The sequence below is a fragment of the Loktanella salsilacus genome (genome assembly GCF_900114485.1).
Classification (GTDB): domain Bacteria; phylum Pseudomonadota; class Alphaproteobacteria; order Rhodobacterales; family Rhodobacteraceae; genus Loktanella; species Loktanella salsilacus.
Genome location: NZ_FOTF01000012.1, coordinates 13221 through 38122, shown reverse-complemented (window position 1 = coordinate 38122; position 24902 = coordinate 13221). Strand labels below are relative to the sequence as shown.

At 63.3% G+C, this 24902-nt stretch carries 22 protein-coding genes; 3 read left to right on the top strand and 19 right to left on the bottom strand.

Annotated features, from left to right (window positions below):
- Nucleotides 1-31: 31 nt before the first annotated feature.
- Complete coding sequence (gene trxC / locus BM131_RS12085; RefSeq protein ID WP_090189809.1) at nucleotides 32-454, top strand: thioredoxin TrxC; 423 nt, start codon at nucleotides 32-34, stop codon at nucleotides 452-454.
- Between the two features lie 4 nt (nucleotides 455-458).
- Here trxC and BM131_RS12080 read toward each other — a convergent pair whose 3' ends face one another.
- The 13 genes from BM131_RS12080 to BM131_RS12020 all read right to left on the bottom strand — a co-directional run bounded on the left by BM131_RS12080 (nucleotide 459) and on the right by BM131_RS12020 (nucleotide 12167).
- Complete coding sequence (locus BM131_RS12080) at nucleotides 459-1070, bottom strand: ABC-type transport auxiliary lipoprotein family protein (protein ID WP_245754228.1); 612 nt, start codon at nucleotides 1068-1070, stop codon at nucleotides 459-461.
- A 2-nt stretch (nucleotides 1071-1072) separates the two neighbouring features.
- Nucleotides 1073-2788 (bottom strand): MlaD family protein, encoded by a 1716-nt coding sequence (locus tag BM131_RS12075; protein ID WP_090189806.1) that lies wholly within the window; start codon nucleotides 2786-2788, stop codon nucleotides 1073-1075.
- On the bottom strand, nucleotides 2788-3576 hold the full coding sequence (locus BM131_RS12070; RefSeq protein WP_090189804.1) for an ABC transporter ATP-binding protein: 789 nt from the start codon (nucleotides 3574-3576) through the stop codon (nucleotides 2788-2790). The genes BM131_RS12075 and BM131_RS12070 overlap by 1 nt, the downstream gene beginning before the upstream one ends.
- Nucleotides 3576-4661 carry an MlaE family ABC transporter permease gene (locus tag BM131_RS12065; RefSeq protein WP_090189802.1) on the bottom strand — a complete coding sequence of 362 codons (1086 nt, stop codon included), beginning with the start codon at nucleotides 4659-4661 and terminating at the stop codon, nucleotides 3576-3578. The genes BM131_RS12070 and BM131_RS12065 overlap by 1 nt, the downstream gene beginning before the upstream one ends.
- Before the next feature lie 60 nt (nucleotides 4662-4721).
- The gene (locus tag BM131_RS12060) at nucleotides 4722-5156 is read right to left on the bottom strand and encodes a universal stress protein (protein ID WP_090189800.1); all 435 of its coding nucleotides are present in this window, start codon (nucleotides 5154-5156) and stop codon (nucleotides 4722-4724) included.
- Nucleotides 5157-5239: 83 nt separating this feature from the next.
- A complete protein-coding gene (locus BM131_RS12055) occupies nucleotides 5240-5581 on the bottom strand; it encodes a chaperone modulator CbpM (RefSeq protein ID WP_090189798.1) in 342 nt (113 codons plus the stop codon).
- Nucleotides 5578-6510, bottom strand: coding sequence for a DnaJ C-terminal domain-containing protein (locus BM131_RS12050; protein WP_245754227.1), 933 nt, complete (start codon nucleotides 6508-6510; stop codon nucleotides 5578-5580). Before BM131_RS12050 ends, BM131_RS12055 begins: the two co-directional genes overlap by 4 nt.
- Before the next feature lie 162 nt (nucleotides 6511-6672).
- Entirely contained in the window at nucleotides 6673-7650 is a 978-nt protein-coding gene (gene speB, locus BM131_RS12045; RefSeq protein WP_090189796.1) for an agmatinase, read from the bottom strand.
- A gap of 24 nt (nucleotides 7651-7674) precedes the next feature.
- Nucleotides 7675-8415 (bottom strand): MBL fold metallo-hydrolase, encoded by a 741-nt coding sequence (locus BM131_RS12040; protein WP_090189794.1) that lies wholly within the window; start codon nucleotides 8413-8415, stop codon nucleotides 7675-7677.
- A complete protein-coding gene (locus BM131_RS12035) occupies nucleotides 8412-9398 on the bottom strand; it encodes an ABC transporter ATP-binding protein (RefSeq protein ID WP_090189793.1) in 987 nt (328 codons plus the stop codon). The genes BM131_RS12040 and BM131_RS12035 overlap by 4 nt, the downstream gene beginning before the upstream one ends.
- Nucleotides 9395-10165 carry an ABC transporter permease gene (locus BM131_RS12030; protein ID WP_090189791.1) on the bottom strand — a complete coding sequence of 257 codons (771 nt, stop codon included), beginning with the start codon at nucleotides 10163-10165 and terminating at the stop codon, nucleotides 9395-9397. The genes BM131_RS12035 and BM131_RS12030 overlap by 4 nt, the downstream gene beginning before the upstream one ends.
- Nucleotides 10165-11022: an ABC transporter permease gene (locus tag BM131_RS12025; protein WP_090189789.1), complete on the bottom strand. Its 858-nt coding sequence runs from the start codon at nucleotides 11020-11022 to the stop codon at nucleotides 10165-10167. Before BM131_RS12025 ends, BM131_RS12030 begins: the two co-directional genes overlap by 1 nt.
- A gap of 89 nt (nucleotides 11023-11111) precedes the next feature.
- Entirely contained in the window at nucleotides 11112-12167 is a 1056-nt protein-coding gene (locus tag BM131_RS12020; protein ID WP_175499311.1) for an ABC transporter substrate-binding protein, read from the bottom strand.
- A 108-nt stretch (nucleotides 12168-12275) separates the two neighbouring features.
- Here BM131_RS12020 and BM131_RS12015 point away from each other — a divergent pair, with 108 nt between their 5' ends.
- A complete protein-coding gene (locus tag BM131_RS12015) occupies nucleotides 12276-12890 on the top strand; it encodes a TetR/AcrR family transcriptional regulator (RefSeq protein ID WP_175499309.1) in 615 nt (204 codons plus the stop codon).
- A 41-nt stretch (nucleotides 12891-12931) separates the two neighbouring features.
- On the opposite strand, the gene BM131_RS12010 is transcribed toward BM131_RS12015, so the two are convergent.
- From BM131_RS12010 to BM131_RS11995, 4 genes are all read right to left on the bottom strand, one after another.
- The gene (locus BM131_RS12010) at nucleotides 12932-14194 is read right to left on the bottom strand and encodes a multidrug effflux MFS transporter (protein WP_090189783.1); all 1263 of its coding nucleotides are present in this window, start codon (nucleotides 14192-14194) and stop codon (nucleotides 12932-12934) included.
- Between the two features lie 107 nt (nucleotides 14195-14301).
- Complete coding sequence (locus tag BM131_RS12005; RefSeq protein ID WP_090189782.1) at nucleotides 14302-17598, bottom strand: error-prone DNA polymerase; 3297 nt, start codon at nucleotides 17596-17598, stop codon at nucleotides 14302-14304.
- A 323-nt stretch (nucleotides 17599-17921) separates the two neighbouring features.
- A complete protein-coding gene (locus BM131_RS12000) occupies nucleotides 17922-19835 on the bottom strand; it encodes a Y-family DNA polymerase (RefSeq protein ID WP_342713969.1) in 1914 nt (637 codons plus the stop codon).
- 21 nt (nucleotides 19836-19856) lie between these two features.
- Complete coding sequence (locus BM131_RS11995) at nucleotides 19857-20561, bottom strand: ImuA family protein (protein WP_175499307.1); 705 nt, start codon at nucleotides 20559-20561, stop codon at nucleotides 19857-19859.
- Between the two features lie 135 nt (nucleotides 20562-20696).
- Between BM131_RS11995 and BM131_RS11990 the strand changes: the two genes are divergently transcribed.
- Entirely contained in the window at nucleotides 20697-22022 is a 1326-nt protein-coding gene (locus tag BM131_RS11990; protein WP_090189780.1) for a cytochrome-c peroxidase, read from the top strand.
- Between the two features lie 102 nt (nucleotides 22023-22124).
- Here the strand turns inward: BM131_RS11990 and BM131_RS11985 are convergent, their stop codons facing one another.
- Nucleotides 22125-23603 (bottom strand): CRTAC1 family protein, encoded by a 1479-nt coding sequence (locus BM131_RS11985; protein ID WP_425434304.1) that lies wholly within the window; start codon nucleotides 23601-23603, stop codon nucleotides 22125-22127.
- Nucleotides 23603-24853, bottom strand: a complete 1251-nt coding sequence (locus BM131_RS11980) for an ROK family transcriptional regulator (protein WP_090189776.1) — start codon at nucleotides 24851-24853, stop codon at nucleotides 23603-23605. Before BM131_RS11980 ends, BM131_RS11985 begins: the two co-directional genes overlap by 1 nt.
- Nucleotides 24854-24902 lie beyond the last annotated feature (49 nt).

Sequence of the window (24902 nt, the reverse complement as noted above, 5' to 3'; positions counted from 1 at the left end):
TAAATATAAGTTAACTTATAGGAGCCCGATCATGGCCGGATTGAAACTGACATGCCTGAGCTGCGCACAGGTGAACCGCGTGCCTGCGGACCGCTTGGCGGCGGCCAAATGCGCGACCTGCGGCGCAAAGCTGGCGGATGGCAAAGTGACAGAGGTCGATCTGGCCACCTTGCAAAAGGCCGCGCGCAACGATGATTTGCCGCTGGTCGCAGACTTTTGGGCCCCGTGGTGCGGGCCGTGCAAGATGATGGCCCCGCAATTCGCGCAGGCGGCAGGCGCGCTGGCGTATCAGGCGCGGCTGGTCAAGCTGAACACCGAAATGCAGCCTAAGGCCAACACGACCTATGGCATTCGCGGCATCCCGACCCTGATCGCCTTTAAGGGCGGCAAAGAAGTCAAACGGCAGGCGGGCGCGCAGCAGATGGCGCAGATCATGGCTTGGGTGCCCGAATAACCCCTTAGGCCTGCCCGGCGGCCCAATCCGCCATCTGCGGCGCGATCACGTCGATGATCCGCTGAAAGCCTGACACAATGGCTGTTGGGGTGCTGTTTGGCACGGCTGCGGATTGGGCGAACCTGCGCGAGGCTTTGACAGCCTGCGTGCGGTCATCAATCGCGGTGAGTGTGATATCGATATGCGCGACGAATGTGTCCGGGGCTGTGACTTCGACCTCGAACATATCGATCCGCACCAGCAGCACCGTATCTGCCACAGGCCCGCCATCGGTGCGCCCGGCATAGGCGACGCGGCCCGTGCCGGAAATGCTGCGCACCAGAACGGATTGCATCACGACGGGCAAATCATCGCTCCACCGTGCGTCCGGCAGATAGGTCACCGATGCAGGGGCAGGGCGGATCATCAGCCGGTCGGTGCCGATGGGGGCTGCTGCCTCTGGCAGGGCGACTAGCAGCGTGGCTGCGCTGCTGCGGCCAGACGCTGCGCCGGACGCGGGGCGCAGGTCATAGGTGTCCAGCGGGGTGGCTGCCGCATCAAGCGCTGAAATGGCGCTGCATCCGCCCAGCAAAGCGGCTCCGCCCAGCAGGGCCATGCGGCGGGATAGATGGGTCATTGTCACCTCCTGTATTCGGGGACGCGGTCATCAAGGATAAAGCGGGCCGGGTCATTGGTCACCCGGCGCACCATGGTATCAAGCGCATTCACCAACCCCCGCGCGTCAGAGGCAAGACGCGACAGTTCCGGCAGGCCATTGGTGGCAAAGCTGCCGATGCCGGGCGCGCTGGCCGCCACAGCGCTTTGCACCTGGCCCACGACGGTATCCGCGCGGGCGATCAGCGCGCGCAAATCAGCGGTGATGGCGGGGGCGTCGCTGGCGACTTGATCCACCGCCGTGCTGATTTGGCCTGCGGCGGTGCGGATATCGTTCAAGGCGGGCTCTAGATCGGTCTGCATCAGCCCATCGGCAGATGTGAACGCCGATTGCGCAGAGGCGAGGGCCCCATCCGCCCCGCGCAGCGTGGTATCCAGCCCGTCCAGACTGGCGTTCGCGCGGGTCAGCAATTCCCGCGCCGCGACCAGTGCCGCCTGCGCGTCTGCCGTGATCGGGTCGATCCGGCCTGTCGCCGTTGTCAGATCGGCGGCGATGCGGTCCACGGCGGCAGCGGCGGTCGCGGTGGCGGCGCGGATATCGGCGACGACGACGGGGACGTCGTTCTGGGCGATGACCTCGATCGTGGCCATGGACCGCTGGGCCGCGGCCAGCACGTCCCGCGCCTCTGCCACCATCAAGGCGCCATCGCCATCGACAAGGGTGTTAAAGCTGTCGGACGCCGTCGTGACAGCGGCAAAGGCGGTATTGGCGGCTTGCAGCGATTGTTCCAGCTCTGCCAGCCGGGCGTTCAGCAGATCCGGCGTGGCCGACAGCCCGTCCAGCGCCGTGCCGGACCGTTCTTGCAAATCCGCAATCGCAGCGCGGGCCTGCGCGGCGGTGCCTGCGATATCGGCTAGGATGGCGGGCACGTCATTGCCTAACATCGCCTCGACACTGGCAATTGCGGCGGTGGCTGATGTGACGGCGGGGCCTGCGTCCGTCAGCACCGTATCGGCGCTGTCAAAGGTGCGCGTGACGCTGGCAAGCGTCTCGTCCGCCTGCGCCAAAGTATGTGTCACCGCTGCCGCCAACCCGTCCAGCCGATTGGTAAAGACCGAGATTTGCGAAACCCCTTCGCTGACCGTCCCGGTGATGTCGGAAAAGTCGTTCAGCGCCTCGTCCAGCCGCGCAGAAGAGGTGTCGAGGTTGCCAAGGATCGCCGCCACATGCGCCTGATTTTCAGGCCCGGTGATCTGTCGGAACTGTTCCAGCAGGCGCGTCGCCTCTGCCACCAGATCGGGCGCGTCTTCGACCAAAGCCTGCATTGTGGACCGGCGCGAGGCGATAATCCGCAAACCGCTGGCGTCCACATCGGGCGCTGCCGCATCAGGCGTGCCGCCGGAGAGCGAAATATAACTGACGCCCGTCACGCCCTGCGATTGCAGCTGCGCCACGGTGTTGGCGCGGATCGGGGTGGCGGCGTCGATTTCCACCGTTGTCAGCACACGGGACGGATCGGTCGGATCAATGGCCAGCGCAATGACAGAGCCCACGGCGATCCCGTTGAACCGCACATCGCCAGAGGCCCCAAGCCCCGAGACATCGTCGAAATAGATGCCATAGGTCGCATATTGCCGGTCCAGCTGCATCCCGGCCAGCCAGATCAAAAACCCAAGCGAGCCGACAATCGCCAGCAGCGTAAACGCGCCGATCAGCAGGTAATTTGCACGGGTTTCCATCAGCTTGTCTTTCCCGCAGAGGCGAGCGCGGCGCGGGCGCGGGGGCCGTGGAAATATTCACGCACCCAAGGGTGATCGACTTTCATCATGTCGTCCATCGTCCCCACTGCCAGCACCTTGCGGTCCGCCAGCACGGCGATCCGGTCGCAGATCGCGTTCAGACTATCAAGGTCATGGGTCACAAAGAACACCGTCAGCCCAAGGGCCGCCTGTAATTGTTTAATCAGCGTATCAAAGGCCGCAGCCCCGACCGGGTCCAGCCCTGCCGTCGGTTCGTCCAAGAACACAATCGCCGGGTCCAGCGCAATGGCGCGTGCAAATCCGGCGCGTTTACGCATGCCGCCCGACAGCTCTGACGGGAACTTGTCCATCGCGTCCTCTGGCAGACCAACCATGCGGACTTTGATCCCCGCCAAGGTTTCGCGCAGGGCATCGGGCAGATCAAGCTGTTCGCGCATCGGCGCTTCGACGTTCTGCCGCACGGTCAGGGACGAAAACAGCGCGCCGTCCTGAAACATCACACCCCAGCGGCGGCGCAGGTCGCGGTAGGCGTCGACGCCGGTATCGCGCACGCTTTCGCCGAACACCTCGATCTTGCCTGCCTGCGGCTGCAACAACCCGACAATCGCGCGCAGCAGCACGGATTTGCCTGTGCCCGACCCGCCGACGATGCCGATGATTTCGCCGCGGCGCACATCAAGGTCGAGGCCGTCATGCACGGTATGCGCGCCGAACCGCGTCACAAGGCCCCGCACGCGGATGATGTGGTCATCGGAATCGGTCACCATCAGATCCCCACCGTCGCGAAAAAGATCGAAAACAGCGCGTCCATCACGATCACCATAAAGATCGACAACACGACAGAGGTCGAAGTCAGCCGCCCCAGCGATTCTGCATCGCCGCCAACGCTCATCCCCTCGTAGCAGCCGATGATGCCGATGATCAGCGCAAAGAACGGCGCTTTGATCATGCCAACGCCAAAGTGCCAGACGTCCGTGTTCGACAGCAGCCGCGCCTGAAATACCGCAGGCGATACACCCAGATCGATCCACGACATCATCGCGCCGCCGATCAGGCCCGATAGGTCAGCGACGAACCCCAGCGCGGGCAGCATCAGCATCAGCGCCAGCACGCGGGGCACGACCAAAACGTCAATGGGATCGAGGCCAAGCGTGCGCAGGGCGTCGATTTCCTCTCGCATTTTCATCGAGCCGATGGCGGCGGTAAAGGCGGATCCGGACCGCCCCGCGACGATGATCGCGGTCAGCAAAATCCCCAGCTCGCGCAGGACAGAGATCGAGATCAGATCGACCACGAACACCTCTGCCCCGAACTGGCGCAACTGGGCAGAGCCTTGGAACGCCAGCACCACGCCGATCAGGAACGCCATAAGTGCGACAATCGGCACGGCGTTCAGCCCGACTTGCTGGCATTGATGCACGAGCGAGGTCAGGCGCAGCCGCCGCGGCCGCCATAGCAATCCCGCGATGGCGGCGACAACTTGGCCCAGAAACGACAGCAGTTCCTTAGCGGTCTGGCCCGCCGTCGCGACGCGTTTGCCAAAATCGCTGACCCGCGCGGTCAGATCATCCGGGGCAGGCGGCGCGGCATCCGCCGGGGCCAGATTGGCGCGGACGGTTTCGATCAGCTGCGTCTGCACGGGCGTTGCGCCAACGATCTGCGCGCCGCCCGCGCGATCCTGCAAGTCGATCAAAAACCACGCGCCCGCCGTATCCATATGCGTCATATCGGTCACGTCGATCACAGCGCCCGCCACCGCAGCGGGGGCAAGCGCCGCCACGGCGTCAATCGTCAGCGCCCCCGCAACGCGCAGGCCATCGTCCGTCGCGGTCAGGCGCGCGGCGGTTGTCATGACGCTGCGGTGCCCGCCGCAATCCGGCAAGCTGGTCGAGGGGTCAGGCGTATCAAGGCGTCATTGCACCGTCAAAACAGGGCATTCAGCATGAGTCGTCAGCTTTTGCGACACGCTGCCCACCAGCAGCCCGCGCAGGGTGCCAAAGCCGCGGCGGCCAGCGACGATCAGATCGGTGCCCGTGTCCTTGGCATGCAGCAAAATCGCCTCTGCCGCAGCGCCGCGCAGCACCTTGGTGCTGACGTCCGCATGTCCGGCGTCTGCTGCGATCACGACGGCCTTTGCCAGCATCTGTTCGGCCAAAGCCTTGATTTCGCTGTCATCAATAGGAATAAAGATCACCTCTGATCCGACAGCGACGGCGTCATTGCGCAGCTCTGGCACATGGACGATTTGCAATTCGGACCCGTATTTGCCCGCGATGTCAGCCGCGATCCGCAGCGCCCGTTCGGCGTGGTCAGAGCCATCGAAACCGACCAAAATCTTGTTGAACATGACGATCCCCTTTCCAAGGTTATGCCCCAGTATAATCCGGTTTGCGGCGCGGCGTGTTGACTTGGATCAACCAAACCTTGCCGCTAGTGTAAAACGCCGCGCATCTGCTGCGTCAAACGCTGTGCGAGCGCGCGCTGCACATCATCTGGCGCGGTTTCAGTGATCGCGGTGCCAAGGGCCTGCACCTGCCGGCGCATGTCGTAAAGCTGGTCCAGCAGGGACAGCACGACCGGCATGGCATGATCGTCGATCTCCATCGTGCCGCGCAGTTCTAGGATCAGCTTGATCCGCGCGACGTCGATGTCCTGAAACACCAGATCGCCCGCGTCATCATCGGGGCGCACCCAGCTTTGCGCGATCCACAGGTCCAGATCCTGCCGGTTCAGACCGGACACTTCGGCGACAAGAACATCAATGCTAATCATGCTTTATCCTCCATAGCGGCGCGGGGATTGACGGGGTCTTTCGGCGTCCACTCCGCTAAAAACGCCTTAAGCGCGTCATCGGGCGCACCGATCACGACGCTTAGTTTCGCATAAAGATTGCCCGCGTCTTGTTTGCCATGCGCTGGCACGCCGCGCCCGCGCAGGCGCAGCTCCGTGCCGCTGTCAGAGCCTGCGGGGATCTTCATCTTGACCGGGCCTTGCGGCGTCGGCACCTGCACCGGCCCGCCCAGCGCTGCCTCTGTGATCGTCACGGGCAGGGTCACGTGGATGTCGTTGCCGCGCCGTTCAAAATAGGCGTGCGGCTTGATCGTCACGGTGATCAGCGCATCCCCCGCCGCGCCGCCGCCAAGCCCCTCTGCCCCCTGACCGCGCAGGCGCAGGATTTGGCCATCCTTGGTGCCCGCCGGGATTTTCACGCTTAGCGAGCGTCCATCGGGCAGGGTCAGGCGGGGCGTGGCACCGTTGATGGCGTCCAGAAAGTCGCAGGTCAGGGTGTAATTTTCGTCGCTGCCGCGCTGGGGCATGTTGCGCCGCCGCTGGCCTTGGCCAAACATAGACCCGAACACATCGTTCAAATCCTCGGGGTTCCAGCCACCGCTTTGCGCGCCCGCGCGGCTATAGCGCTGGCCAGCGCCTTGCTGCGCATAGTCACGATAGGACGGGCCGGTGGCCTTTTCCTGCCCGCTGGCGTCGATCTCTCCACGATCAAACTTGCCGCGCTTTTCGGCGTCGGACAGCAATTCATTCGCGGCCGAGGCTTTTTTGAACGCAGCCTCTGACACCGCGTCGCCGGGGTTCAGGTCAGGGTGATGTTGCCGCGCCAGCTTGCGGTAGGCTTTGCGAATCTCGTCCTGGGTCGCGGTGCGCGGCACGCCGAGCGTGGCATAAGGGTCGTCCAGCTTGGCCAAGGGGCTGTTCCTTTTCTGATGTCGCCTGCCACGGACTGTTCAGCGCGGGGCAGGCGACTGTGATCTTGCAATTTATGCTTGTAGCTTAGCACGCCTGTGCCGCGCTTACATTGATCTTAATCAGATAGGTTTAGTGAAACCGCAAAGCAGCCCCTACCGCGCTTAAAACGCAATATCGGACCTTGGCGCAGCGCCGCCGCGCGGCACGCCGGGCAGGGCGCACAGCATTTCAAACAGCAGCCCCGCGCCCGCAACGGCGGTGTTCCCGGGCATATCGTAGGGGGGCGACACCTCGACCAGATCGGCACCCACGATGTTCAGGCCCGCGCAGCCGCGCACGATTTCCATGCCCTGCGCCATCGTCAGCCCGCCGATTTCCGCCGTGCCGGTGCCGGGGGCATAGGCAGGATCAAGGCTGTCGATATCAAAGGTCAGATAGACCGGCGTGTCGCCAATCATCGCACGGATCTTGTCCATCAAAGGCGAGAGGGATTTGTGCCAGCACGCCTCTGCTGGGATAACCTTCCAGCCGCGCTCTCGTCCCCAGTCGAAATCAGCGGGGGCATAGCCGGTGCCGCGCAAACCGATCTGGAATACCTTGTCGTTGATCAGGCAGCCGTCTTCATGGGCGCGGCGAAAGGGGCAGCCGTGGGCGACCTCTTCTCCGAACATATTCTCGTTTGTGTCGGCGTGGGCGTCGATATGGATCAGCGCGACGGGGCCGTGTTTCGCCTTGATCGCCTTTAGGATCGGCCAAGACAGCGTGTGATCGCCGCCAAGGGTCAGGGGGATGACGTCGTGTTTCAGGATCGCGTGGTAATGATCCTCGATGATCTGCACGGATTTTTTCAGATCAAAGGTATTGATCGGCACATCGCCAAGATCGGCCACCCGCAAGCTGTCAAACGGCGCGGCCCCCGTCGCCATGTTATAGGGGCGCAGCATCCGGCTTTCATCGCGGATTTGCCGCGGCCCAAGCCGTGTGCCGGGGCGGTTCGACGTGCCAATATCCATCGGCACCCCGACAAAGCAGACGTCCAGCCCTGCGGCGGTGTCTTGGCTTGGCAGGCGCATCATCGTGGCAGGCCCGCCAAAGCGGGGCATGGTGTTGCCGCCAAGCGGCTGGTTGTTCTGGGTCATGGTATGCTCCGGTTTTAGGTGGGGTCAGGCGCCTTTGGCGCGCAGCCAGTTCGTGATGATGTCGCGGTGGCGTGCGCCGTCATAGGACGGAAAATGGCCGCCGTGGACGGTTTGCACGGGCAGGTCCAGCAGACGCTTCATGCTGGTGACATATTGCTGCATCTCGGCAGGATCATCGCTTTCGATCAGCGGCCCGTCATAGACGATATCGCCCGAGATCAGCATGCCTGTCGCGGCCTCGAACAAGGCAATCCCGCCGGGGCTGTGGCCGGGGGTGTGGATCACCTCGAAATGGCGATCCCCAAGGTCGATGATGTCGCGATCTTGCAAGATCCGCGTCGCGGGGGCGGATTTCACGGTATAGGTCGCGGATTGATAGGGCTGCGGCGGCAGCGCGGTAAAGATGTCGTCGGTCACGTAGTCGGCGGCAAAGGTGTTTTCGCGCGTGGGATTGGCCAGAATATCCGCCTCTGCCGCATGGCACAGACGGCAGGGAAATTCGTGGTGCGTACCGATATGGTCGAAATGGGTGTGACTGGCGACGGCATCTAGCGGGCGCTCGGTGACCAGCGGCACCCAGTCGCGCAGGCTCAGCACGCCCATGCCGCTATCGACCAGCATGTCTCGGTCGCGGCCACGTACATGCCAGACGTTGCAGCGATAAAACTCTTTGATATGCGGCTCGTCGATATGGGTCACACCGTCGGATAAGGTGCGCGTGCGGTACCAGTCCTGTGGTTTAGCCCGCTTAATGGCCGCAGTCATGGTGCGGCCTGCAACGCGACGACATGGGACGCGAACAGCGGCACCGTGGCCCCCGGCGCGGGCAGATCGCCCAGCGGCAGGTGGGCCACATAAGGCGTGGCGGCGGCGTCCGTGCTGCGGAAATGACAGCGGTGGTAGGTGCCGAAAAACGCCGTGCTGTCCAATGTCGCGGGGCCAAGGGCGACGTCGCCTTTCAGGCCGACATTCTCTGGCCGCACACCATGCGCTATGCCCGGCTTGGCGGGATGAAGATCGCCCGGCAACAGATTGATATCCCCCATAAAGTTAGCCGTGAACAACGTCTTCGGCCGCAGGTAAATTTCCTCTGGCGCGCCGAAGTCTTCAACTCGGCCTTGGTTCATCACGACGATGCGGTCGGCGATGGCCATCGCCTCTTCTTGGTCGTGGGTGACGTGGACAAAGGTGGTGCCGACCTTGCGCTGGATCGCTTTGAGCTCGTCTTGCATCTGGCGGCGCAGCTTCAGGTCTAGCGCGCCAAGGGGTTCGTCCAGCAGCAGCACATCGGGATCGACGGCCAAGGCGCGGGCAAGGGCGACGCGCTGGCGCTGGCCGCCTGACAGCTCGTGCGGTTTGCGGCCTGCCTTGTCGCGCAGGCCCACAAGGTCCAGCATGTCCTCTGCCTTGGCATTGCGGGCGGCGCGGCCCATCCCCTTCATCCGCAGGCCAAAGCCGACGTTGTCGCGCAAGGACATGTGCGGAAACAGGGCGTAGTCCTGAAACATCGTCGTTGTGGGGCGGTTTTTCGGGGCCACGCCATCCATATCGCGGCCGCCGATTTTCACCGTGCCGCTGGTGGGCGACAAAAAGCCGCCAAGGATGAACAGCAGCGTGGACTTGCCGCAACCGGACGGCCCCAGCAGCACAACAAATTCGCCCGCGCCAAAGGACAGATCGATATTGTCCAGCGCCTGAAAGGTGCCAAACGACTGGCTGATGGACTGCAATGCGACGTCTGCGGTCATGACTTTGGCTTTCTGAAAACGGTCAATTCAAGGATGATCAGGATCGCGATGGACACAAGGAACACCAGTGACCCAATGGCATTCGTCGCTGGTGACAGGCCGGATCGCAGCATCGACCAAATCTCGACCGGCAGGGTCACGTCAAAGCGCGTCAGCAGGAACGCGATGATGAACTCGTCCCAGCTAAAGGTGACGGATAGGAAAAATGCGGCCAGCAAGGCGGGTTTCAGCATCGGCGCGGTGACAAGGGCGACGACCTGCAATTCGCTCGCCCCCAGATCGCGGGCGGCGCGTTCGGCGTTTTTCTGATGATCGCCCATCGCCGCGAACAGGATCGCAAAGCACAGGGGCAGGTTGATGACGACATGGCCGACCCCCGTGGCCCAAAGCGACGGGCGCACGCCGATCACGTTGAACATGCTGAGCAATCCCAGTGCGATGATCAGATAGCTGACGGTCATCGGCGCGATCAGCAGGCCGCGCATGATGACTGATCCGGGCAGGTGCACGCGGGCGAGGCCCTGCGCGGCAAGGAACCCCAGCGTCAACGCGATGGTCGAGGAGATCAGCGCCACAAACAGCGAATTGCGCAGCGCCTCCATCAAGCCGCGGTCGGCCAGCACCTCTGCATACCATTTGAGCGATGGGCCATCAAAGGGCGGCACGGGCAGGCGGCCCGCTTGGAAGGAAAACAGCACCAGCACGACGACGGGCAAAAAGATAAAGGCAAAGATCGCCACAAGATAAGCGTATGACAGCGCGCGCATCAGACCCGGTCCATTTTCAGCCAGCGGGCGGTGGCGGCATAGGCCAGCGTGACCAGCGCCATCAACACGACGGACAGGGCAGAGGCCATGGGGAAATCCCCCCTGCGCCCAAGTTGCAGCATGATCAGTTGGGGCATGGAAAGCTCGTTATTGCCGCCCAAAATCTGCGGCGTGATGTAATCGCCGATGCACAAAACAAAGGTCAGGAACGCGCCGGTCATGATGCCGGGCAGGGTCAGCGGCAGGATCACCAGCCGCAGGGTCTGCCAACCGCTGGCCCCCAGATCGGCGGCGGCGCGGGCATAGTTTGGCGACAGCTGGATCAGGTTGGCGTAGATCGTCAGCGTCAGCAGCATGACAAAGAAATGCACGAAACCGATGATTGTCGCGGTGCGTGTCGCCATGATCTGAATGGGCGCATCCAGCAGCCCGATCCCGATCATCCCCTGCATCAGCACACCATTCTGCCCCAGCACCAGCGCCCAAGCGTAAGACCGCACAACGTAGGACGTCCAGAACGGCAGCACCGCCAGCATGATCGCCAACCGCTGATACTTGGGCGGCACTTGCGTTGCGATGATCCATGCCAGCGGCCAAGCCAGCAGCACGGAAATCACTGTGACGGTCATGGTGATTTCAAGCGAGACGAAGATCCCCTTGAGCAGCGACGGGTCGGTGAAAATCTTGACGTAGTTGCCAAGGTCATAGGCCTGCACGACCTCTCGGCCTTCCAGATGCGCGAGGCTGAGCAGGACCATCGCGGCAAAGGGCACAAGGAAAAACGCCAGCGTCCACAGCAAGGCCGGGGCGACAAATGTCAGGGCAGTGCGCTGCTCGGCGCGCTCAATACGGCTCATGGAATTGGTCCTGTCAGGGGTGACCCCGGCGAAGTGCGCCGGGGCCAATGGGCCGGGGTCGATGGGCTGGGGTCAATGGGCTGGGGCGGTTACTGCTGCAACATGTCCGTCCACAGGTCCTGCATCGCCAGATCCAGGTCCGCATCCGGCACCGGATACAGCTGCGAATTCGCCAGATAGGCGTCCTGATCGTCCCAGCGCAAAGCGGCCTTTTGATCATCCGTCAGCACGTCGCCAGCCGCGCGGTTCGCAGGCATCCCCCAATAGCACGAGGACGTCGCCAAGCGCGCCTGACCTTCGGGGCTGACGATATATTTGACGAATTCGGTCGCCATGTCCTTGTTTTCGGAATCCTCTAGCACCGCGATCGACTGGGACCAGCGCAGCGCGCCTTGGCTTGGCACGGTCCAGTCCAGCGCGGGGTTTTCGGCGCTCAGCACCGCTGTTACCCATTCGCCGCCGCCGATCAGGATGTCGACTTCGCCGGTGGCAAGGGCGGTCTGGCTGGCGACCACGTCGCTGACTTGGCGCGCGTTGGCCTTTAGCGCATAGGCGCGGTCGCGCAGCGCCTCGACACTGTCTGCGGTCAGGTCGGCGGTGGCGGTGCCCTGTTCCAGACCGATCAGGCCCAGCACGGGCAGGTAGTAGTCATAAACCGCGATGCGGCCTGCATATTTGTCCGACCACAGGATGCTCAGGTCGTCCATATCGGCGGGATCGACCTTGGTTTTGTCATAGGCGATGGTGTTGTAACCGAACTTTTCCGTCACCGCATAGGTGGTGCCATCGCGGCCATTGCTGTCGGCCATCACCAGCTCTGGAAAGAAATCGCCCGTGCCCATGTCGTCCGGCAGGGCGGCCAGCAGGCCCTGATCCACGGCGCGGCCCACATCGACGGTGTCGATGACCATGACGTCCCAATCGCCGGGGCGGGACTGGTCAAGGATCGCAAGTCCCGCGGCCGTGCCCTCATATTCCTTGACGTTGACCTTCACGTCGTGGGCCTGCTCGAACGGTTCCAGCAGGGCAGGGTCGGTGTGATCGCACCAGACCAGCGCGTTGATTTCGCCCTCGGCCTGCGCGGCGCTGGCTAAAAGTAGCATCGCACCAGAAGCGGCCATTGCGGTTGTGGCAGTCTTTTTCATCTTCACTCTCCCATGGGTGTCGCTTGTTGTTGCAATCATGGTTGTGTTGGCCTTAACTTGAAGTCAATCAATAATTGTAGTCACTACAGAAAAATAGAACGGCACGTTATGAGCGGACTTCGGGCGCGTAAAAAAGAAGCAACCAGCCAGCGGATCATCACCGAGGCCTGCCGGATGTTTCAACAAACCGGCTATGAAGAGACGCGGATCGAAGACGTCGCCGCCGCAGCAGAGCTGTCGGTCGCGACATTCTACAACTATTTCCGGTCCAAGGCTGACATTCTGTTGTCCAGCGTGACCGAGGAAACGGAAAAGGTCATCGCGCAGGCCGACCGCTGCATCGCGCAGCCGCATGCGGATGCCGCCAGCGGTTTTGACGCGCTGAGCCAAGTGTATTGGACCTATTCCTTTACCAGCACGTCGCGGCAGATGTGGCGCATCGCCGTGTCGCAAACCATGCTGGACCCGCAGTCAGAGTTTTGCCGTAAGTATGTGGCCCTAGATGACCGCCTGTCGGATCAGGTTTGCAGCTTTATCAGACAGATGCAGGCCGCAGGGCATATCCGGCCAGAGGTTGACGCAGGCCCGATTGGGGCCTTGCTGTTCAACAATGTGAACATGAACTTCTTGGCCTATATCCGCAGCGATACGCTGACGGCGGCGCAGGTGCGCGACGCGGTGCACGCGCAAAGCGCGCCGGTGTTTCGCCTGATTGCAGTGTAACGGTCCGCGCAGGCCGATGCTGGCCTGCGCATTGCGGGTGATTAGGGTTTTGTAATCACGGCGCGCGGCGCGGCACCGAACAGGCGACCTTTTTCGGCCACCAGCACGCAGATCAGCGACAGGCAGGCCAGCCCCAAAAAGCCCGACAGCAGCGGGATTAACGTGCCGTTGTACAAATAGCCGATGAACCCGCCCAGCAAGCCGCCGCCCAAGGTCTGCGCCGAACCCAGCACCGATGACGCGACGCCCGCGACCCGGCCCAGCGGCTCCATCGCCATGGCGTTAAAGTTCGTCGGCACGAAGCCGAAAAAGCACATCATGATGACGAACAGCGTCAGGAACAGCGGGAAAGGGGTCGCGCCGCCATAGGCCATCGCCAGCCCCAGATGCAGCCCGGCCACGGCAATAAAGCCCAGCAGCGCGCCGTGGGACAGCTTTTTGATGCCAAAGCGTGACACCAGCCGCGAGTTTGCAAAGGACGACGCCGCCATGAACACCGCGACCATCGAAAAGTAGATCGTGAAGTGCGGGCCGATGTTATAAATGCCGGTATAGACCTGCTCTGCTTGGCTGATAAAGGCAAACAAAGCGCCGAAAAATGACGCCATCGCAAGAGTGTAGCAGAAGGCGATGCGGTTGGTCAGGACGATGCGAAACGCCTCGGCCACGGGCTTGATCCGCAGGGGGCGGCGGTTGGCCGGGTCCAGCGTTTCAGGCAGACGCGCCCAAGCCCAGATCAGCGCAGCCAATCCGAACAGGAACATAAAGGCCGACAATTCACGCCACGTGCCAAAGACCAGCACAGCCGATCCGATGTTGGGCGCGAACACTGGCATGACCATAAAGACCATCATCACCAATGACATAACGCTAGCCATCTGCGGGCCGTGATAGCGGTCACGCACCACGGATGTGGCGATGACGCGGGTCGCGGCGGCCCCGATGCCCTGCACCAAGCGGGTGAACAACAATGCCTCGAACGTGGGGACAAAGATTGCGGCGATAGCGCCCAGCAAATAGATGCTAAGCCCGGCAAACAGCACGGACCGACGACCAAAACGGTCCGACAGCGGGCCATAGATGATCTGCGCACCGCCAAACCCGATGATATAGGCCGTGATCACAAACTGCCGTTTGTTTTCATCCACGACCCCAAGGGCAGAGCCGATGTCCTGCAAGGCCGGAATATAAACGTCGATCGCGGCGGCATTTAGGGCCATCAGCAGCGCAATCATCGCGACGAATTCATAATACGGCAGCGCCGCCGGATCACGGCGCGCCTCGGCGCTGAGGATAAAGCTCATGGGATGGGTCCGATTTTCAAGGTCGCCCTTGGTATCTGTCCTCGCGGGGGTATCGGGCAACCCGCAAGGGTTGCATGGCTGGTATGTTTTTCACGCATGACTAAGGCCTAATGAAAGTCGCGGCTTTTGGGAATGATCCGCGCATCGCGGGGATGCCCCCGGCTGCCGGACGACGGCAGCGGGCTTTTGACGTGATCGGCGCGGGCGGTTTGCGCCTGCATTGCATCGGGCGACAGGCGCAGCAACGCATCGGACCGGTCGGTCAGGCTTTGGGCAACAACGTGAATAATTTCGATATCGCGCTGCACGTAACCTTCGACCACCAGCAACCGCGACTGCATCACGGCCTTGCGAAACTGTTCCATCACCTTTGGCCAGACGACAAGGTTCGCGACGCCAAATTCATCCTCGACCGTAATAAAGCACACGCCCTTGGCACTACCGGGGCGCTGCCGGATCAGGACAAGTCCCGCCAGCTTTAACTTTCGCCCTTTGTTGAAGCCCTGCAAATCCTTGGTGCTGGAATAGCCTTGCCGCGTCAGGGACTTGCGCAGGAATGACATGGGATGCGCCTTGAGCGACAGGCGCAGCGTCTGATAATCCGCCACAACCTGTTCGCACACGGGCATGACGGGCAGGGGCACGGTGACCTCGCGCCCTTCGTCCGACTGGTCCTTGAACAGCGGCAGATCGGGGGCATCGCGCAGGCCCTTCGCCTCCCACAGGGCTTGGCGGCGGTCGATCCACATGGACCGCACCGCGTCCGCCTCTGCCAACCTGCGCACGATGGGCGCGGTCAGGCGGGCGCGGGTTTTTAGCGATTGAACGTCCTCATAAGGCGCATCGCGCGCCGCCATGATCCGCGCCGCCGCATCCGCCCGCAGCCCGCCAATCTGGCGCATCCCCAAACGCACCGCAAACCGTCCGCGATAGGGCTCTAACGTGTTGTCCCAATCGGAAAAATTCACATCCACCGGTTGCACCGTCACATCATGGTTCTGCGCATCCCGCACGATTTGTGCAGGGGCATAAAACCCCATCGGCTGTGAATTGAGCAGCGCCGCACAAAACGCCGCCGGGTAATGGCATTTGAGCCAGCTGGACACGTAAACCAATTGCGCAAAGCTGGCGGCGTGGCTTTCAGGAAAGCCGTATTCGCCAAAGCCCTTGATCTGATTGAAGCACCGCGCCGCGAATTCCGCATCATAACCGCGCCGGGTCATGCGCCCGACCATCTTGTCCTGCAACGTCTCGATCATGCCGCGGGACCGAAACGTCGCCATCGCCTTGCGTAACTCGTTCGCCTCGGCGGGCGAAAACTCTGCTGCGTCGATGGCGACCTTCATCGCCTGTTCCTGAAAAATCGGCACCCCCAACGTGCGCCCAAGGATATTCTTCAGCTCTGCCGGATCATGCGGCGCGCCGGGACTGGGATAGCTGACAGGCTCTGCTCCCGACCTGCGCCGCAGATAGGGGTGGACCATGTCACCCTGAATCGGGCCGGGCCGCACGATGGCAACCTGAATGACCAGATCGTAAAAGGTGCGCGGCCGCAGGCGGGGCAGCATGTTGATCTGCGCGCGCGATTCCACCTGAAACACCCCGATGCTGTCGCCCTTGCACAGCATATGGTAAACACGCGGGTCCTCTTGCGGCACGCTCGCCAGCGTCCAGTCATGGCCGTAATGCGCCCGGATCAGGTCAAAGCATTTGCGGATGCAGGTCAGCATCCCCAGCGCTAGAATGTCGACCTTGAGGATGCCCAAGGTGTCGATATCGTCCTTGTCCCATTCAATAAACGTGCGATCCGGCATCGCGCCATTGCCAATCGGCACCGTGTCCGTCAGCGCCCGCTGCGTCAGGATAAAGCCGCCCACATGCTGCCCCAGATGCCGCGGCATCCCGATCATCTGCCGTGCTACAATCAATGTGCGCCGCAGCAAGGGATCGGACAGATCGACGCCCGCCTCGCTGGCATGACTTTCCCCAATATCCGTACCCCAACTGCCCCAGACCGTTTTGGCCAGGGCAGAGGTCACGTCCTCTGACAGCCCCATAACCTTGCCCACCTCTCTGATGGCAGAGCGGGGGCGGTAATGGATCACCGTCGCACATAGGCCTGCGCGGTGGCGGCCGTACTTTTCATAGATATGTTGGATCACCTCCTCGCGCCGCTCATGCTCGAAATCAACGTCGATATCGGGCGGCTCTTTACGTTCCTCGCTAATAAATCGTTCAAAAAGCAGCGCATGCTGCGCCGGGTCCACGGCCGTAATCCCCAGCACATAGCAAACGGCCGAATTCGCCGCCGACCCGCGCCCTTGGCACAGGATACCCTTAGAGCGCGCAAAGATTACGATGTCGTGAATCGTCAAGAAATATTGGGCGATATCCAGCTTCTGGATCATCGCCAACTCCTTGTTCAGCGTCGCCTGCGTGACATCCGATACGCCCTGCGGATACCTCACCGCAGCCCCCTCCCAAGTCAGCTTTTCCAGATGCGCCTGCGGGGTGGTATCCTGCGGAATGACCTCCGAGGGGTATTCGTAAGCCAGTTCCTCTAGGTTAAACAAACAGGCATCCGCCACGGCGCGGGTCGCGGCGATGGCATGGGGCCATTCGGCAAACAGACGCTGCATTTCTGCCGGGGATTTCAGATGCCGCTCGCCGTTTGCCTCTAGCAAGTGGCCCGCCTGCGCGAGAGTGGTTTTGTGGCGGATACAGGTCATCACATCCTGCAACGGGCGCCGCGCAGGGGTGTGATACAGCACATCATTCGTCGCCAGCAGACGCAGCCCGTTTTGCCCCGCCATCCGGTCCAATTGGGTGATCCGTGCCCGGTCATTGCCGTGATACAAAAAGCTTGCGGCAAGATATTTGAGCGTCGGCAAGGCTTTAGCCAACCGGGCCAGCCACTGAGCATATCCCCGCAGATCGCGCGGCGGCACAGCAATCAACTGGATACCATCCGCATGTTCCGCCAGATCGCGCAGCGTCAGATCGCACACGCCCTTGGCCTGCCATACCCCATCCGGATCCTGCATCCGCCCCTTTGAGATCAGCTGGCTCAGCCGCCCATAAGCCGTGCGGTTGCGCGGGTAGGCCAAAAACACCTCGCCGCTGATCAACGCGATGCGCGCGCCGATCACAGGGCGCAAGCCGGTTTTTTTAGCCTCCGCATGGATGCGCACGACACCGGCAAGAGAGTTCAGATCCGCAACGCCAAGCGCATGATAGCCCAGTGACCATGCCTCCAGCGCCAGATCCGCGGCGTCAGAGGCCCCGCGCAGGAAAGAGAAACAGGTAAACAGTCCAAGTTCCACATAAGGGCTCTTGGGGTTTCTTGTATAAACACCGTCCTCTGGCACAGTATGCTGGGGGTGGTGATTGTCATTCTCAGGCATCGGGGGCATCCCCCTCTGCGGGGTCGCAAGGGGGCGCTGCCCCCGCCGCCAAAGGCGGCCCCCCCGAGGTATTTGGAACCAGAAGAAGCCCCAAGCGCCTGAAAGGGGTCCAGCGTTCCGCGACTTTGCGAGTCCACGGAACGCCTTCTCCTGGTGCGATCATCGGCGCCTCCGCCTGTACCGCAGAATTAGAGTGCAACAAGTTAGTTAAGAAACCCTTGCTTCTTCTGGTCGAAAATACCTCGGGGGGAAGGGCCTTTGGCCCTGGGGGGCTGGCCCCCCTTGCAACAGAGGCCCCCCTTGCTGCAAATGCCCCGGGTGGATTACCCAAAAACACCGTGCATGAACCACTGGGGCGGCAGATGGTAAATCTCGCCGTAGATGCCGTCGCGGTAAATCCAAAGCCTGCGGCGGGTATCATCTTCAATACGGTAGTAGTCGCGGAGCCGCGCGCTGGCGCGGTCGGTCCACCATTCAGGCGCGATCCGCTCTGGCCCGTGGAAATGCGCAATCCGGTGCGACACCCGCCGCCAGCGAAACTGCACCGGCGGGCCTTCGGGAATGGCGTAGAGGACATGGATTTCCTCTGGTGTATCCAGCAGCCGTAAGGGGCGGCTTATATGGCCGAGTTTGCGGCGCGCGCCGGGGGCCTGCGCGAGCGCCAGCATCCATGTCAGGCTGCGTTCGGGAATGTGGCTTGCGCGCGCGCTGGGGGTGCGGACCATTCCGGGACCAAGTCTGGCGGACAGCCGGTCAACCAGTTGCGCCAGCGCCGCGCCATCCTCTGTGCGGCCATCCAAGCCGCTTTGTACGGCTTGCAACGGGTCTGTGGTATCCGCCTCTAGCGTGATCAGTTCGAACCCGAAGCCGGGGTCGATCCGGTCCAAGCGGTCGTCGAACAGCCGTCGTAGGTGGTTCGGATCGCGGCTGGCGCGGGCGGTGGCGGCGGTGACGTGGCTGACTTCGCCGTCGGTGCGATAGACGGTGACGGTGACTTTGCGCGCGCCGTGTCCCGCTTTGGCCAGCGTTTCGCACAAAGCGTCGCAAAGCTCTGCCAGATATGGCGTGGGGTCCTGCACCGGTTCGGGCAGGCGTGCCTGCACTGCAAAGCGGGGCGGTTCGGTCCGGGCGTTCACGGGTTCGGGCTGGCGGCCCTGCAACTGGTCCAGCCGCAGCAAGGGGTTCTGCGTCAGCGCCGCCGTGGCAAAGCGCCGGGCAAGGCTAGCGCGGGGGACGGCGGCCAGATCGCCGATGGATTTCAGGCCTAAGCGTTGCAGTAGCAGCACCGTATCGCCGTCCAGCCGCAGGGCGCGGGCGGGCAGCGGGGCGGTCTGGCTGTCCAAAGTCTGCGGCGTCGCAATCGCCCGCACCGCGCCGTAGCGCGCTAGCGCCCAAGCTGCGCCGTGGGTCGGCGCCATCGCCAGCCGCGTGCTAAAGCCAAGCACCCCAAGCGTGCCCTCAATCTCGCGCAGCATGGCGGCCTCTCCACCCCAGAGGTGGTCCGAGCCGGTGGTGTCCATGACGATCCCGTCTGCGCCGTCCACCGCCGTCCACGGGCACCAGCGCCGCGCCCAAAGCATCAGCTTGTCCAGCGCCGCGCGGTCGCCGTCCGGGTCGGCGCGCACCACGCGCACCTGCGGGCACAGGGCGCGCATATCGACGACCCTTGCGCCAATATGCAGCCCGGCCAGCGTGGCGGCGCGGTTGGTGGCGGTCACGACGGGGCCATGCGCGCCTTCGGCGGCGAGCACGACGGGCAGGTCATCGGGGAGCGCATCATGGCGCGCGGCGGCCCAGCGCAGCCAGCGTGCAATGGCGAAATCAGTCAGGTGAATACTGACGATGCGCCGCGACAGTGCATCGCGGTCTGTTGCGGGACCATTCCCTGCGTCCAGCGGGCCTGCTGTGCCGCGCTGAGTGATGCGCTGCGCAGGGCCGCCGGGGCGGCTCGCGCTGGTCGGTGGGGCAATGATCGGGGCGGTCATGGCAGGGTTTGGGGCGGGGTTTGGGCAGGCGGCAGAGGTGATGACGGCTTGCGATGTTTTCGTATCATTGCCAAACATCATCCCCGCGCAATCCAGCATCTGCTGGGCCTGCGCCAGTCCTGCGCCCGCGGCAGGGCGCAGGCCCGCGCCCATGCGAAAGTTTGGCGTAGAAAACTGCGCCGCTTTCGCAGGGCCGGCGGTGAAGGGCAGGATAACAGCCCCTCTGCCTTGATCCGTAAAATCGTGTTTCATCGTCAAAAACCTGTCAAAATATTATCCGGCGGCGCGGCTGGCGTCGTCTGCGTCTTGTCCCGGCGCATCTGGCCCAAGGTCCATGCGGACGTGATGTTCTAGCGTAGCCCCCTGCGCGCCGGGGCCTGCGACCCATTGCCCGGGCGCACGGCCGCGCGCGCGGAACAGATCGGCTTGCCACAGAGGTTCCCCCGGGGCGCGGTCGTCGTCGGGGTCTGGCCGCGAGGGCAAAGAGCTGATGTTCCACCGCTGGCGCGCCGCGCTGAGGTTCGGATGGGCCGCGCGGCGGATCAGCAGGGCGGGAATGCCCCGCGCCTCTGACCGCATTGCCAGCCGTTTCGTGGCGGTGAAATCCAGCGCGGCAGGATCGCCCCAGACCTCTCCTAAGACCGCGCCGATGGCGTCGCTGTGCAGGCCTTCCTCCATCGCCCACAGGGCGTCGACGGGGCGGTTCACGGTCACAAGGATCATCTTTAGATCCTCTGGCAGACCCGGCGGATAGGGTTTTCCCGCCTCGCGCTGGCTCATCCGGTCCTGTACCCACAGCACCGGCTTGCCAGAGGCGATCACTGCGTGCAGCTGCTGGAAAATGAACGCCGTCACCGCGCCGTCACCTGCGTTATCGGCAAAATATTCCGCCAGCGAAGGCGCAGCCAAAGACAAAGACGGCTGGTCCGGGGCGGGACCGGCAAAGGCGTCTGACGCGGGGATAGGGTGGCTGTTCACGGCGACTCTCCGATTCCATTTGTTCCTGCTTTGTTCTAGATCGTTCCGCCCGTTTCGTCAAACCCAGAACATCACCCCGTTGCGATATGTAGCAACGTCGGGCATGGTGCGGCAACGCAAGTGGGGGACGTCGAAATGGCAATAAAACAAGTGATTCTGGCGGTTTTCGCCCTGATGGGCAGCACGGCAATGGCCGCGCCCAGCAGTCTGCCTGCACCCCTGACGGATGATGATTTTCGCCCCATTGACCCGGCCGAGGCCGCCTTGGGCCAATTGCTGTTCTATGACCCTATTTTGTCGGGCGCGCGCGATGTGGCCTGCGCGACCTGCCACCACCCGCGCTTTGGCACTGCTGACGGGCTGTCGCTGGGGCTAGGGGATGGCGGCATTGGCCTTGGGACAGACCGGGTGGCGGATAAAGACAACCTGCCAGAGGAGCGGATCCCCCGAAACGCGCCCGCGCTGTTCAACCTTGGCATCAAGGATCTACGCGTATTGTTCCACGATGGCCGCATCGCTGTGGATGACACGCGCCCCGGCGGGATACGCACTCCGCTGGACGAAGACATGACGGCGGGCTTTGCGTCCTTGTTGTCCGCGCAAACCATGTTTCCCGTCCTCAGCCCCGACGAGATGGCCGGTCATTACACCGAAAGCGACGTCGCTCGCGCTGTGCGCCAAGGGGTGCTGACCGGGCAGGGCGGCGCGTGGGACATTATCGCGCGGCGGGTGGCGGATATTCCGGCCTATGCGCAGATGTTCCGAGACGTTTACCCGCATGTGCAGGGGCCGGATGACATCGCCTTTACCGATATTTCCAACGCGATTGCCGTGTTCATGGAGGACGAGTGGCGGTCCGATAACGCGCCCTTTGACGCCGTGCTGCGCGGGCAGGCTGACTTGCCGCCGCTGGCCGCTTCGGGGATGGACCTGTTCTATGGCCGCGGCGGATGCAGCGATTGTCACAGCGGCCCGCTGCTGACGGATCAGGATTATCACGCCATGGGCGCGCCGCAGATCGGGCCGGGCAAGAAGGCGCGCTTTGAAACCCTTGCGCGCGACGAAGGCCGCGCCGAGGTGACAGGCCTGCCCGAGGATATGTTCGCCTTTCGCACGCCGTCCCTGCGCAACGTCGCGCTGACCGCGCCTTATGGGCATGCAGGCAGTCATGCCGATCTGGCCGCTTTCGTGGCCGATCACGCCGATCCGGTCGCGGCGCTGGCGCGCTATGACGCGGGCCAAGCCGTGCTGCCTGCGCTGGATGTGGAAGACGATAGCATCATGTCAGACCCCGCAGAGGTCGCCGCCATCGCCGCCGCCGTGACCACACCGCCTGTGGTGCTGTCGCCGAATGATGTGACTGCCCTGGTGGCCTTCCTTGACAGTCTGACTGATCCTGCAGCGGTCAAAGGCCGCCTTGGGGTGCCAGACGCGGTGCCCAGCGGGTTGGTGGTCCCCTAGGGCTGGGTCGTCCGAATTTTCGCCGAAAATTCGGTGCCTCCGGCGGGAGTGTATTTGGCAAGGTGAATGGGGGCGGCGGCTCTGGACGCGGGTGGTGCGGGGTTAGGGCCTTGTGATCTTTGTCGTTGCACCTGCGGGCAGGGTTTGCGTTGTGGTTGTGCCGTCTGGCCAGGTGATCGCGACATCGGCCTGTGTCGCTTGGCCAAGGCCGAAGTGCAGGGGCAGGGCCTGCCCGCCCGCGTGGCCGCCGCCGATCCTTAGCTCTTTGGTCTGGGTGCCTTGCGCGGTCGTAAGGGTCACGCGGGCACCGATGGCGCGGGTGTTGCCGTCTGGTTGCGACAGATCAAGGGCGAGCCAGTGGCCCGTCTTTGGCGTGTCGTTGCGATACAGCGCGATGTCGGCGCGGCGGTTCAGCACAACCAGATCAAGGCGGCCATCGCCGTCGAAGTCGGCCAAGGCGGCCCCGCGTGCGCGGCGCGTGTCGGCGAGGCCTGCGGTGGCGGCGGCCTCGGAAAAGGTGCCGTCTGGCTGTTGCATCAGCAGGTTATTGGGGTCGGCCATGGCGTTTGATGGCATCTGGTCGACGTTGCCTTTGGCGATGAACAGGTCCTGGCGGCCGTCGTTATCCACATCAGCGAATTCCGCATGCCAGCCCGTTGACGGGCGGCCATCGTCGCCAAGGTAGGGGCGCTGCGCATAGGTGCCGATGCCGTAGGGCGCGGGGGCGTAGGTGCCGTCACTTTGCGCGATTTGCAGCAGTTGATCGCCCATGGAGGTCAGCATCACCTCGTCCAGCCCGTCGCCTGTCAGATCAGCGCTGGCGATGCCCATGCCCCAAAGCGAGACCTGCGCCCAGCCGTCATCATCCCCCAGAAAGCGGCGGTCTTGGATGTCCCACATCTGCTCGTACCCGCCGCGCACATAGTATTGCCGGTCGTTCGACAGGCGCAGGGTCATGCGGCCGCGCGCGTCCGTGGCAGCGAGCATGGAGAGGGGGCAGAAGCCGGGCGCGAGCAATTCTGCGGTATAGCCGTTCACGCCGGGGCGCAGGACTGTGTTGCTGTCGCAGGCAAAGAACGGGCCGTCCGGGTTGCTACGGTCGACATAATGGCCAAGGGCCATCACGGGGCGGCTGCCGTCTTCCCACCATGCGGTGAAGGCGGTGGTCCATTGGTCCGTCTGCGCGATACCCCAATCGGCGGTCGCGTCGGTAAAGCTGCAATCTCCGGTCCCCTTGAGCGCCACGTCAGGACCAACGCGCATGACGTAAAGGTCGAGGATGCCGTCGCCGTCTATGTCCAGCGGGTAGGCCCCGACCGTGTCCGTCAGCGCGGGCAAGGGCACGCGGGCAAATTGGAAGTCGCCGCGGTTGATCCACAGCGCGGCAGGGTTCGCGCCGCCAGCGGCAAAGATGTCCGGGCGGGCGTCGCCGTTGCAATCCATCACCACCACGCCGCCGCCGACGAAATGCTCCCACCCGCCATCATAAGAGTGGGGTCCAAGCGCCTGAGACATATCGATAAATGTGACTTGGGCGCTTGCGGGGCTGGCCAGCAGGGCCAGTGCAAAACCAAGCCGCATCATGCCCCCAGCGCCGCATCGGTGGCGTCGGCAAGGGCCAGCACCGTGGCACCCTGCGCCCAGACCAGATCGCCCCAGACGTGGGTTGCGATTTCGCACGATGTGCGGCCTTCGGTTAAGGTCAGCGCCTGCATGTCGCGCAGCACGGCGTCGGAATAAAGGTAGTCGTAGCGCATGCGTTCCCCCGCCAGAATAATCAGTGCCGGATCGAACAGTTGCACCACGTTCGACAGTCCCACCGCCAGATAGCGCCCGGCGCGGCGAAAGATCGTGGCCGCCGCCGTATTGCCGGCCTTTGCCTCGGCGAAGAGCAGGTCTATCAGGGCGGTGTTTTCTGTCCCCTCGGCGGGGCGGTCAAGGGCCGTGGCGGCTTCGCGGGCAAGGGCGTAGTCGGCCAGATAAGCCTCTAGGCAGCCGCGCTGGCCGCAGCGGCACAGCGCGCCATCCAGCGCGACCTTGGTGTGGCCCAGCTCTAGTCCCATGCCGCGGCTACCGCGAAACAAACGGTTGTTCAGCACAAGACCCATGCCGACGCCGTGCTCTACCGTGACCACGGCGAAATCGGGCCGGTCGCGGCCGGTGCCGAACCAAAGCTCTGCCAGCGTGAGCACATTGGCGTCGTTATCAATCCGCACGGGCACACCCAGCCGGTCCGCAAGCAGCGCAGCGAGCGGCGTGTCCCGGCCCGTGATCAGCGGCGACCATGGCACCTGGCCCGCGTCATGTTCCACGATGCCCGAAATCCCAAGGCCCACGCCCGCGACACTATCGAGGTCATAGCCCGCATCCGCCAGCAGCCGGTCCACCAGCACCGCCAGCTCTGCCACCAGCGCTGCGGCAGGTTTGCGCGCCTGCGGGGTGGGCAAGGTCACATCGGCAATCATCTGGCCCGCGAAATCCGTCAGAACGGCGGAATGGCGGGTGTCGGCGACCTTGATCCCGATGACGCAGCGCGATCCGCCGACAACGCGCAGGGCGACGGGGGGGCGGCCGCGACCTGTTTCACGCGGTTGATCGTCGATTTCCTCAAGAAAACCCGCTTGGATCAGGTCAGAGGTCAGCGCCGTGACGCTGCCGGCACTGATGCCCAAACCGCGTGCGATATCGGCCCGGCTGGCCTGTCCGCGGGCGCGCACATGGACAAACACCTGCTGGCGCAGCCCGCTTGCACGGCCCGGCTCGCCCGATTGTAGCGGCCCGCACCCCGGCAGATCAGGCCCAGAAACGGCCCGCGCACCAGCATTATACATAAACTTCATTCCTCGAACTTAATGCTGCACCTGCACATGCCGCAAAGCG